We start from the raw sequence: 10,678 nt of genomic DNA on the forward strand, positions 1-10,678 counted from the left end.
CCGACCCGGCCGGACCCCGCCGTACCGCGCGACCCCGTCACCGGCGGGCATCGCGGGCCCCGCCCGCGTCATTCGGCCGGGGAGGCGGCGAGTTCGCGCTCCAGCGGTGTGCGGAACCGGGGCGTCACCCGTACGTCCCCCACCCACTCCGCCAGCCGCGCCGCCTCCGCCCCGATCGCCCGTTCCGCCGCCGCGCCCACGTCCGTGAGGAGCCGGTGGGCGATCCCGCCGTCGGGGCGCTGCGCCCAGCCGCCGACGATCCGGCCGTTCCACCACACCGTCGGCCCGATGTTCCCGCTCCGGTCGTACAGCGCCGGCCGGTGTTCCGCGTCCAGGTACCAATCACGGCCCTGCCAGCCCATCGGCGTCGGATCGAGCGCCGGCAGCAGCGCCGCCCACGGCTCGGGTTCCGGTACGGGGTCGAGGTCGTCCGGCAGGACGAACCCGGTCCCCTCGTCGAGCGTCACCGGCACGGCCCCGACCGCGGCGAGCGCCCCGCGCACGTCCGTGACCTTCCACCCGGTCCACCACTTCAGATCCGCCTCGGTCGCCGGACCACAGGCCCGCAGCCAGCGACCGATCAGCTCCGCCCGCGCCTCCGCCGGATCGGGCTCCGGGTGGGGGTCGGCGGGCGCCCAGCGGAACTGGCTCGACGTCCACCCGCCCTGCGGCCTCCCCCGTACGATCCGCCCTTCCATGCCGAGCACCCGCAGCACCCGGCTCGCCACCGACTGCACGCCTTCCTGGCGCGTGCCCTTCCCGTACACGTACGTCGACCTCAACGCCGGTACGGCCCCGCCGAGTTGGCTTCCGGTCGCCTCGGCCCGTACCGCCAGCTCCGCGAGCACGAGCCGCTCGGTCTCCGCCAGCCACTCCGCGTCGAAGGAGCTGCCGGCCGCCAGGTGCTGGAGGAGCGCGGTGCGTTCGCGGACGGCGGCCGGCCGGGTCGTCGAAGCCTGTACGGCGGGGGCGAGGGCGGCGGGGAGCACGAAGACCGTGTGCCGCATGCCGTGCATCCGGACCATCGACCGGTCCTCGTACAGGGCCCGCTCGACGTCGGCGACGGGCCCGGCCTTCCCGGACAGCCGCGCCCCCACCGCGAGGAACACGCTCGCCGGATCCGTGCCGTGCAGCGCCACGAGCGAGCCCGCGACCTCCTCCGCCGATCCCGCCCGGGCGGTCCCGGCCAGCCGGTGCCGTACGCCGATGCGGGCCCTGCGCTCGGCCGCGCCGATCGTCCTCGTGCTCGTCTCACCCATGCGGCCAAGCATGGCCCCGGGAAGGGCCCGAGCCGAGGGAATCCGTCATACGGACGCCCTCACGACCCGTCGGGTCCCGGAGCGGCCCGAAGCAACCCGGAGCGTTCCGCGTCAGGAGGCCGCCCGCTCGTCCAGCGGGCGCCGACGCAGTGCCGGATCGGTCAGGGCGGGCGGACGCCAGGCGCCGTCCGCCTGGTAGAGGTTCGTGCCGGGCGGCACGATCGCGTCGATCCGGTCCAGGACGTCGTCCGTGAGCAGGACGGGCGCGCCCTTCAGCAGGCCGTCGAGCTGCTCCATGGTCCGGGGGCCGATGATGACCGAGGTGACCGCCGGGTGAGCGGCGGCGAAGGCGATCGCGAGCTCGGGCAGGGAGCAGCCGATCTCGTCCGCGAGCGCGACGAACTCCTCGACTGCGTCGAGCTTGGCGGCGTTCCCGGGCAGGGCGGGGTCGAAGCGGTGAGGGGTGAGCGCGGCCCGCCCGCTGGTCAGGTCGATCGCCCGCCCCTTGCGGTACTTGCCGGTCAGGAAGCCGGAGGCGAGCGGTGACCAGGTCAGCACGCCCATCCCGTACCGCTGGGCGACGGGCAGCACGGACGTCTCGACACCGCGCGCGAGCAGGGAGTACGGCGGCTGCTCGGAGCGGAAGCGGCGGAGCCCGCGCCGCTCGGCGACGGCGTGGGCCTCGACGATCTCCTCGGCGGGGAAGGTGGAGCAGCCGAACGCCCGGATCTTTCCCTGCGTGACGAGGTCGCCGAGGACGTCGAGGGTCTCCTCGATGTCCGTGCGGTGGTCGGGCCGGTGGACCTGGTAGAGGTCGATCCAGTCGGTACCGAGCCGCTTGAGGCTGTTCTCGACGGCCCGGGTGATCCAACGGCGGGAGAGACCGCCCCGGTTGGGGCCCTCGCCGCCGAAGGGGAAGTACACCTTGGTGGCGAGGACGGTCTCCTCGCGGCGGCGGGAGTCGCGCAGCGCCTTGCCGACGATCTCCTCGGACTCGCCGGCCGAGTACATGTCGGCGGTGTCCACGAAGTTGATGCCGCGGTCGAGAGCGGCGTGGATGATCCGTACGGAATCCTGGTGGTCCGGATTGCCGACGGCTCCGAACATCATCGTGCCGAGGCAGTACGTACTGACTTCGATCCCGGTCCCGCCGAGTACCCGATAGCGCATGAGCGCACTCTAGGAACTGGAGTGCGCTCCAAGGCAAGAGGAGAACGGGCGCCCGGCGTCAGGGAGCGGAGACCACCCCGGGCCCGGGAGGAGCGACCCCCGCGACCTCCCGGAGGAAGTCCACGATCAGCCCGTGCAGGATCCCGGGCCGCTCCAGGTGCAGGTCGTGCCCGGCGCCGGGCACGCTGGCGCCGTGCAGCGCGGGCCGGAGCCGGACCATCTCCGCGTACTCCCCGCCGCCGATGATGCCGCCCTGCTCGCCCTGTCCGAGGACCGTCAGCGTGGGGCAGGCGACGGCGCTCCACTCGTCCCAGAAGGCGCGGGTGGCGTTCTCGTCGAGGGACCGCACCATGACCTCGGGGTCGAAGCGCGGCCACAGCCCGTCGGCGCGCTCTTCGAGTCCGGCCGCCCAGCCCTCCCCCACGGACTGCTTGCCGTCGCCCAGGTACGCGGCGGCCACCTCCCGCGAGGCGAACGGCAGCGGCCACGCCCGCAGCCAGCCCCCGATCTGTTCCTGGACACCGGGGTTCGCCCCGCCGGGCCCGGCTTCGACGAGCACGAGGGCGCGCGGGAGTCCGGGGTGGGCGGAGGCGGTGAGGAGGGCGGTGCTGCCGCCGAGCGACTGCCCGACGAGGACGGGCCGTCGGAGGCCGAGCGCGTCGACGACGGCGACGGCGTCGGCGACGTGGGCGGCCCGCGACACGTCCCCGGGATGCCGCTCGCTGCCGCCGTGTCCGCGCTGGTCGAGGGCGACGACCCGGTGGCCGGAGTCCCGCAGCAGCCGGGCGGTCGCGTCCCACTCGCCGGAGTGCCCGGCGAGCCCGTGGAGGAGGAGCACGTCGGTGCCGGAGCCGCCCCAGTCGCGACAGACCAGCCGCACGCCGTCGCGTATCACGATCCGCTCCGACCAGGGGGAACAGGAGGTGGAAGTCATCTCCCCATGATCACTCATGGGGTGCGCCCGCTACGGGGCGAGGAGCTGGTCGGCGACGGCGGTGCGGGCGTAGAGGACGGAACGGCCGCTGCGGTGGGCGGTGACGAGACCGGCGTTCCGCAGGGCGATGAGGTGCTGTGAGACGCCCGCGGCGGACAGTCCGCACTGGGCGGCGAGTTGGGTGGTGGAGGCGGGGGTGTCGAGCTCGGTGAGGAGGAGGGTGCGGGAACGCCCGAGGACGGCGGCGACGGCCTCGGTGGCGTCGGCGGTACGGGGCTCCCAGACGGCTCCGAACCCTCGTGCTGGATAGGCGAGTTGGGGTGGATCGGGGTGGACGGACCGGGTGAGGACGCGGGGCCAGGCGAAGACGGACGGAACGAGCAGCAGCCCGGATCCCGTCTGGTCGCGACTGAGCGAGCAGTGGCGTCGTACGAGCCGCAGGGTGCCGTCGTCCCAGCGCACGGTCTCGTGGAGCTCGCTCAGGACCCGGGCCGAACCGTGCTCGGCGACCTGCCGGGCCCGATGGAAGACATCGGCCTCCAGGACCTGCTGGATCCGGGCCCAGTAGGGGGCGAGGGCCAGTTCCCAGTAGGTCTCGATCTCGTCGGCGACCTTTCGGAGGCCCGCAGGGGGGTCGTCGTGGAGGAGCCGTGTCCAGCTGTCGGGCGGGCCCTCCGCGGCGAGCATGCCGAGGTCCTGCCGCACCTGCGCGTCGGGGGTGCGGCGGATGGCGTCGAGTTCGGCGTCGAGGGTGGGGAAGGGCCCGGTGGGGGTGGGGTTGAGGAAGTCGGCGAGGTAGCCGTGCGGGGGGACGAGCGAAGCGAGCCGGCCGCGGTCGAGCCCGGCCCGGGCGATCCGGGGCCGGACCTGGGCGGCCCAGCGCCGGTGGGGTGCGGAGTCGGTGCGCCCGGCGAGGACCCGGTAGCTGGTGACGACCTCCCACATGGGGGAGACCGCGAAGCGGGTCTGGGCGAGGTCGGCGGCGGAGAAGCTGAGCCCGGATTCCACGGTTCCACGTCCTCGAATGCGTACGGCGGCGGCGTCGGCGGCGGGGGTGAGGGGGATTGGATTCGTTCTGAGCTTAATCAATGGAGGGCGCGGGGGCGCTTCCCGCAGTCTCCCCCCATGCCCTCACTGACGCCCTCCTCCTTCCGAGACCTCCCGCCCGTCGTCTGGACGATCTTCGCCGGAACGATCGTCAACCGCCTCGGCTACCTCGTCACCCCGTTCCTGATCTTCTTCCTCGCCTCGCGCGGGGTGACCGGCGCCGAGACCACGTACGTCCTCGGCGCCCTGGGCGCGGGCAACCTCCTCGGACCGGCCGTGGGCGGCATCCTGGCCGACCGCGTCGGACGCCGCCCCACGATGATCATCGGCCTGGTCGGCACGGCGGTCGCGCAGGGCGCGCTCTTCCTCGCCCCCGGCGTCTGGACCATGGCCGCGGCGGCGCTGCTGATCAGCGCGGCGGGCAGCACGGTCTCCCCGGCCGCGTCGGCGCTCCTCGCCGACGCCGTGGACAGCGAACGGCGCCGACGGGCGTACGCGCTCTTCGGCTGGGGAGTGAACATCGGCACGGCCGTCGCGGGCGTCCTCGGCGGCTACCTGGCGGCACACGGCTACTGGCTGCTCTTCGCCGTCGACGCGGGCTCGATGCTCGTGTACGCGCTGGTCGTCACGGTCCGCCTGAAGGAACCGAAGCGCGACCGGACGCCGCACCCGGCCGGGAACGGTAAGGACGGCATCGGCTACGGAGTGGTCCTCCGCGACCGCCTGGCCATGGTCCTGCTCCCGCTCCTCGGCATCCAGCTCTTCGTGTACTCGCTCACCGAGGTCGCCCTGCCGCTCGCGATCCACGACAGCGGCCTCTCGCCGGCGGTGTACGGGGCGATGGCGGCGGTCAACGCGATCCTGGTCGTGGCGCTGCAGCCCTTCACGACGGCGTGGCTGTCCCGCTTCCCGCAGTTGGCGGTGCAGGGCGCCGGCAGCACGCTGATCGCCGTCGGCGTCGCGCTCACCGGCCTCGCCGACGGGATCGCGGGCTACGCGGTGTCCGTCGTCGTCTGGTCCCTGGGCGAGGTCGTGGTCGCGGGTATCGCGGCGGGGATCGTCGCCAACCTGGCCCCGGCCCACGCCAGGGGCCGCTACCAGGGGGCCTTCAGCTGGATCTGGGGCGTGGCCCGCTTCGCGGCCCTCACCCTGGGCGTCACGACCTACACGACGCTGGGCCCGACGGTCCTGTGGTGGACGGCCCTGGTGGCGGGCACGGCCACGGCGGCGGCGACGGTGGCGCTGACGAAGCGGGTCGACGCCCGCACGGCCCACGAACTGGCGGCGTGACGCGGCCTACTTCCCTCCGGCGCGCTCGGCGAGGGTGTGGGCCACGAGCGCGTTGGCGTGCCCGTGACCCAGCCCGTGCTCGGCCTTCAGCCAGGAGACCAGCTCCATGTGCTTGGTGAGCGGCGAGGAGCGGATGAGCTCCTGCCACTCGGAGACCGGCCGCCCGTACTTCTTCTCGATGGAGGGGAAGTAGCTGGCGGGACCCTTGACGACGTTCTCGGCCACGGTGATCTCCTGGGCGGTTGGGGCGGGCGATGGGAGCAACTGAAGGGTGGACCCGCGGCCCACCGAAAACTCATCGCCCACCGCCGTATCAATCCCGCCGGATGTGCTCGGGATCGATGTGCCGCCGCACCATCGGCAGGGAGGCGAGGGCGGCCGCGCACAGCACCCCGAGCGCGCAGGCGAACAGCAACGGCAACCCGTCCCAGTCCCAGTGCACCGCCCCACCCCCGGTGATCAGATAGCTGGACTCGGCAAGCCACCCGGTGACGATCGCGGCCCCCAGCCCCACAACCAGCGGCACCAACACCTGCACCACCTGCACCACCCGCAACGTCCCCGCCCGAGCCCCCAACAACGCGAGCGCGGTCACCTGCCCCCGCCGCTCCATCGCCCGATCAGCCACGGACACGACAAACGCGGCCACCCCGATGACCAGCCCGAGCACCATCCCGACGACCAGCAGACTCCGGATCACGGTGAGCTGAGCGAGCGAGTCGATGACGATCCCGACGGGCTCAACGGCTGACGTGGGCGCAACTGCCCCGATCCCGTCGAGCACGGAACGAACGGTGGCGGGGTCGGCGTCGCTGACGAGCGTGAGGGTGCCGGCGGAGTCGGCGAGCGGGGAGGGAAGGAGGGCCGGGGGGACGAGCAGGGCGCCCGAAGTGAAGACGGAGAGATCCCAGGGCCGGACGACAATTCGCTCGCGAGGCACAGAAAGCAGGGTTTTCCGGCCGTCCTTTAACGCGAAGGGAAAACGTTCTCCGACCTTCGGGTCGTGCTCAAACACCCAGCGATCGTCGCGTAGTTGCATGACTCGATCGTCCTGACATCCGGTGGCTCGCTGTGTGAATGAGGCGAGTTGGGCGCAGGTAGCCACCACTAGATCTGCGTGCCGGACGTCGCTTCCGTCCGACGGACTCCAAGAGCTGTATGAGACCACCTGCGTCCGAACACCCGGCACCCTCGTCAACGCCTGCCGCTGAGCCGGCCCGATTTCGTTCAAGCTGACTCTGTACTCCTGGAGGGGAGCGGTTCGGCGACTGACCTGGTCCAGTTCCACGAGCACCCCTTGTGTGAGCGATGCCCCGAACACCAGGAGCACTAGCCCGGTGACCACCCGCAGTGAGGATCCAGGCTCGACCTCAGCGCGTCGCATTGCCAGCATCACTGGCAGCGACTTCGCCGTTGTGGCCAGCCGACGCGCGAGCCAGGCCGTGATGGGTGCCAATCCAAAGACGAGCCCGGCACCAGTCAACAAGACGGCAGCAGGCACCAGCACGGAACTTGCCGACCCCCCTGATGGGTCCCTTCCCATGACGCTGAGTAGGCAGTACCCGCCGATGATCCCAAGCCCGGGGACCAGCAATAGCATCCCAAACTTCCTCGGCGTCTTGCGCTCACCGGTCCGTCGCACACTGATTGGTGACAGGGCGGCCCGTCGTGCGCTGAACTGCCCCACGATCCAAGCAAGCGCGGGACAGCCCAGGAGACACACGGCAAGAGTCGTCAACTCGGGCCGTCCGTCACGCGGGTACCAACGCAACCCCGGCAGCCCGATCTGCGCCATCACCTCGTTGACTCCGAGGTACCCCACGACACCTAGTGCTGCCCCCACGAAGGCGGCAGCGACGCTCTCCCCGGCGTTGACCCGCAAGGTGTCCTTCACGCTGAGCCCCACGAGCCGAAGAGCAGCGAGCCGTCGCGCGCGAGACTCTCCAGAGAGCCTCGCGCAGACTGAGAGGAAGATTGTGAGGGGGAGCAGCACGATGCACCCGAGGGTGAAGCGCAGAATGTCGAGAGTCGACGGGTCGATTACCTCTTGCTGTGTGTACTCGGAGCCGAAGTGGCCGAGCTGCTCTGCCTCGGGTAGTGCTGCTGGCGCGATTCCGATATAGGCAAATAGTTCGTCTGGCCCGCCCAACCCTGCCGGCGTGATTGTGCTGGTCACACGGCCTGGAACGAGCCCGGAAAGGCGGGGGTTGGTTTCCAGGAGCTTGCCCAGCTTGGGCGAAACGATTGCTTCGCCCGCACGAGGGATCCTCTCGATCCCTGGTGGGAGCGGCGCAGATCCAGGGCCTGTACGGCCGAAGAAGACTCGTCGTAGGGGCTGGGATCCGTAAGGTCCCACAAATTCCTGGTAGACCACGTTCTTGTTGTAGCCCGGGTACACCTCGCGACTGGCCGTGCGGGCATCGTGGGCAGCGAGGATTGTGGGAATAGTGAGCGCGGCGGCAAGGCAAGCGGATCCGAGCGCAGATCCGAGCGTCATGAGGAGGAAGCGGACTCTCCCCCTATGCCCGCTGCCCCACAGCAGACGCATCCCGAGGACGAAGGCGTTCACACCGGTACCCGTTGCGCCAGGAGGCCATCCGACATCGTGTACTGCCTATCAGCCCTGCCAGCCACCTCGGCGTCGTGAGTGACGATGACGACGGCAGTTTTCTGTCGCCGAGCTAGCTGAAGAAATTCATCGAGGACAGCAGCAGCATTGGCACTGTCGAGAGCCCCTGTCGGTTCGTCTGCAAACACTACGTCCGGCCGGTGCACTAGCGCCCGCGCTACCGCGACGCGCTGACTCTGTCCCCCTGACAATTTCGATGTCCTGCGCCGCAGTAGATCGCCCATTCCTAGACGCCCCAGCACCTGGCCAGCCATTGCATGTGCGTGCGACTTGCTGATGCCGGCGAGCCGGAGGGGAAGTGCTGCGTTCTCCTCGACCGTCAGCTCCGGCAATAGTTCGCCGTACTGGAACACGAAGCCGAGACGGGTTCGACGCAGGGCACTCAGCTCTCCATCAGGGAGGGATGAAAGCTGTACGTCGTCGAAAGTCACGGTGCCGCTGGAAGGGGGAAGGACTCCGGCGAGGCAGTACAGCAATGACGACTTCCCGGACCCGCTGCTACCCATAATGGCAGCCACTTCACCTCGGGCGAGCGTGAAATTGACATTCCTGACAGCCTGTTGAGTTCCGTAGAATAGATCCACGTCGTTGGCGCGGAGAATGGCGTTCATGTTGTGTGCGCTCCTAGGGGGGGGGTGGGAGCCGCAGTTCGCGGCTCCCGAAACCGTCAATTACCTCCGCTTGAAGTGCCGCTCATCCGAGCAGTTGTCCGGCCGCAAGGAACCCCGGTCGCGGCACGCCTGCATCCGCACTTCCTTGGTCTTCAGGACTGCGCCGTCGTAGTAGACCTTGTCGATCTTGATGTCCCTCTTCTGGACGCCGTTGAGGCGACCCCATGCGTATTCCTCGACCTTGACGCGGAGGTACACGTTGTGGCCGTCGTCGGGGTTCTTGTCTCGCAGCTCACCCTTCACGTGCAGTCCACTCGGCACCTTGGTTGTGGACTGCCACTGGTACGTCCCAACGAACGCAACACCGGGCGTCGTCATGACGAGCTTGTGTTGTGAGTCCGCAACCGCCACCCCCATCCCCCCGAAGAACAGCCCCGCAGCCACCACTGCCGTAGCGAACTTCCTCACTGATAACCCCTGTTGGTTGAGCCGACTGGTCACTGGTCATCACAGAAAGTATCGGCATCACTACACAGCGGAGACCGCAGTAACGTCCCTCCCTCTCAGTGCCCCCCGATCCGGTGAACGGGTCGCTCACGGCAGCAGCAGCACCTTGAGTGTGATCACCGGTACGCCTGCGTGAAGCGGAGTGGCGGCGGTCCCAGGGGTGCGCGGATGTGTCCTTCCTTCGGCCCCACCGCAGACCGGCTCTATAAGGCTCTGGGCGGCCCGTTGAGCCCGAACGCCGACCACCACGACTGGAAGCGCGACGCCCGGCACGGTGCTGATGCCGCTGAGCTTCCCCGACCGAGTGATCGACCGGATCGCGGGCTGGGAGCCCGGCGGCGCCGCGGGTATGCGCGCGCGGTATCTCCACGTCCCCGACCACCTCCTGAAGGGAGTGGCCCGGAAGGTCGGCGTGGCGATCTGGGGGCCGAGGGTGGCATGCCGGGGCCCCTGCCGCAGGGCCCGCCCCGACCTGCGTCCGCGATCGGAGGCCGTACTACATCGAAGTGAGTAGTTGGTCCGTAACGCGCCGAGTGTCGACGGTCACTGTGGGACTCTGAACTCTCGGTCACGAAACGGGAGGTTCGGTCATATGCCGACGATCTGCGAGGGGCCCCACCAATGGATCCCGGACGGGCATGGCGGTTGGATGTGCCGCGACTGCGGGATCTACATGTAGCCCCTGTGGGGGAGGGGTGGGGGTGCTCGCGAGGATCCACCCCGGAAGCAACCGTTGTGGACAGTGACCAGGACAACGGGAGCTGAGGAACGTCGAAGGGCCCCACCGCGAACGGTGGGGCCCTTCAACGAATTGCCCGGTGAGAGCAATGGCGGAGGATACGAGATTCGAACTCGTGAGGGGTTGCCCCCAACACGCTTTCCAAGCGTGCGCCCTAGGCCTCTAGGCGAATCCTCCGCGCCGAACATTACATGACCTCGGGGGGTGCTCGCGAACTCGATCCGGGAGGGGGTCCGAGGGATGTTCCAGGCAGGGGGAGGGGACCGTGGGGGAGCTGGGATCGGGTACTCTGGGCGGAGCCCCTCACGCGGTGCTATCTGACTGAACTCCCCCAGGGCCGGAAGGCAGCAAGGGTAGGTCGGCTCTGGCAGGTGCGTGGGGGGCGCTTACGTTCCCGCGCGGATCAGGTGGATCGGGCGGATGAGACCCCTCCCCTCCCGCCAGATACGCCCCCCAGTACGGATCGGCGCGAGCCGGTGCCGTCCGGACCCG

Annotated in this window: 9 protein-coding genes, 1 tRNA gene, 1 other RNA gene and 1 pseudogene; 3 read left to right on the forward strand and 9 right to left on the reverse strand. The window is 70.0% G+C overall.

The window, feature by feature from the left end; all coding sequences use genetic code 11:
• Positions 1 to 68: 68 nt before the first annotated feature.
• The 4 genes from ABT129_RS22685 to ABT129_RS22700 all read right to left on the reverse strand — a co-directional run bounded on the left by ABT129_RS22685 (position 69) and on the right by ABT129_RS22700 (position 4,371).
• Positions 69 to 1,259, reverse strand: coding sequence for a winged helix DNA-binding domain-containing protein (locus ABT129_RS22685; protein WP_351904428.1), 1,191 nt, complete (start codon positions 1,257 to 1,259; stop codon positions 69 to 71).
• Positions 1,260 to 1,370: 111 nt separating this feature from the next.
• Positions 1,371 to 2,429, reverse strand: coding sequence for an aldo/keto reductase (locus ABT129_RS22690; RefSeq protein WP_351904431.1), 1,059 nt, complete (start codon positions 2,427 to 2,429; stop codon positions 1,371 to 1,373).
• 58 nt (positions 2,430 to 2,487) lie between these two features.
• A complete protein-coding gene (locus ABT129_RS22695; protein ID WP_351904434.1) occupies positions 2,488 to 3,363 on the reverse strand; it encodes an alpha/beta fold hydrolase in 876 nt (291 codons plus the stop codon).
• Between the two features lie 30 nt (positions 3,364 to 3,393).
• Positions 3,394 to 4,371, reverse strand: a complete 978-nt coding sequence (locus ABT129_RS22700) for an ArsR/SmtB family transcription factor (protein ID WP_351904437.1) — start codon at positions 4,369 to 4,371, stop codon at positions 3,394 to 3,396.
• 117 nt (positions 4,372 to 4,488) lie between these two features.
• Between ABT129_RS22700 and ABT129_RS22705 the strand changes: the two genes are divergently transcribed.
• Positions 4,489 to 5,700, forward strand: coding sequence for an MFS transporter (locus ABT129_RS22705; RefSeq protein ID WP_351904440.1), 1,212 nt, complete (start codon positions 4,489 to 4,491; stop codon positions 5,698 to 5,700).
• A 6-nt stretch (positions 5,701 to 5,706) separates the two neighbouring features.
• On the opposite strand, the gene ABT129_RS22710 is transcribed toward ABT129_RS22705, so the two are convergent.
• From ABT129_RS22710 to ABT129_RS22730, 4 genes are all read right to left on the reverse strand, one after another.
• Entirely contained in the window at positions 5,707 to 5,925 is a 219-nt protein-coding gene (locus ABT129_RS22710; RefSeq protein WP_351904443.1) for a DUF4287 domain-containing protein, read from the reverse strand.
• A gap of 88 nt (positions 5,926 to 6,013) precedes the next feature.
• The gene (locus tag ABT129_RS22715) at positions 6,014 to 6,739 is read right to left on the reverse strand and encodes an FtsX-like permease family protein (protein ID WP_351904579.1); all 726 of its coding nucleotides are present in this window, start codon (positions 6,737 to 6,739) and stop codon (positions 6,014 to 6,016) included.
• A 1,526-nt stretch (positions 6,740 to 8,265) separates the two neighbouring features.
• Positions 8,266 to 8,940, reverse strand: coding sequence for an ABC transporter ATP-binding protein (locus tag ABT129_RS22725; RefSeq protein ID WP_351904446.1), 675 nt, complete (start codon positions 8,938 to 8,940; stop codon positions 8,266 to 8,268).
• Between the two features lie 60 nt (positions 8,941 to 9,000).
• Complete coding sequence (locus tag ABT129_RS22730) at positions 9,001 to 9,408, reverse strand: hypothetical protein (RefSeq protein ID WP_351904449.1); 408 nt, start codon at positions 9,406 to 9,408, stop codon at positions 9,001 to 9,003.
• Positions 9,409 to 9,654: 246 nt separating this feature from the next.
• Here ABT129_RS22730 and ABT129_RS22735 point away from each other — a divergent pair.
• Positions 9,655 to 9,961, forward strand: a pseudogene (locus tag ABT129_RS22735) (hypothetical protein); the annotation flags it as partial.
• Positions 9,962 to 10,275: 314 nt separating this feature from the next.
• Here the strand turns inward: ABT129_RS22735 and ABT129_RS22740 are convergent.
• Positions 10,276 to 10,363: transfer RNA gene (locus ABT129_RS22740), tRNA-Ser, on the reverse strand.
• A gap of 117 nt (positions 10,364 to 10,480) precedes the next feature.
• On the opposite strand from ABT129_RS22740, the gene ffs reads away from it, so the two are divergent.
• An RNA gene (gene ffs, locus ABT129_RS22745) (signal recognition particle sRNA small type) lies at positions 10,481 to 10,579 on the forward strand.
• The last annotated feature ends 99 nt before the right edge of the window (positions 10,580 to 10,678 follow it).

The sequence above is a fragment of the Streptomyces sp. NPDC002057 genome, assembly GCF_040296665.1.
GTDB lineage: Bacteria > Actinomycetota > Actinomycetes > Streptomycetales > Streptomycetaceae > Streptomyces.

Excerpts from the sequence above, each read along its gene's own strand:
- ABT129_RS22685 (WP_351904428.1), bottom strand. The coding sequence starts at position 1,259 with ATGGGTGAGACGAGCACGAGGACGATCGGCGCGGCCGAGCGCAGGGCC.
- ABT129_RS22690 (WP_351904431.1), bottom strand. The coding sequence starts at position 2,429 with ATGCGCTATCGGGTACTCGGCGGGACCGGGATCGAAGTCAGTACGTAC.
- ABT129_RS22695 (WP_351904434.1), bottom strand. The coding sequence starts at position 3,363 with ATGACTTCCACCTCCTGTTCCCCCTGGTCGGAGCGGATCGTGATACGC.
- ABT129_RS22705 (WP_351904440.1), top strand. The coding sequence starts at position 4,489 with ATGCCCTCACTGACGCCCTCCTCCTTCCGAGACCTCCCGCCCGTCGTC.
- ABT129_RS22715 (WP_351904579.1), bottom strand. The coding sequence starts at position 6,739 with ATGCAACTACGCGACGATCGCTGGGTGTTTGAGCACGACCCGAAGGTC.
- ABT129_RS22725 (WP_351904446.1), bottom strand. The coding sequence starts at position 8,940 with ATGAACGCCATTCTCCGCGCCAACGACGTGGATCTATTCTACGGAACT.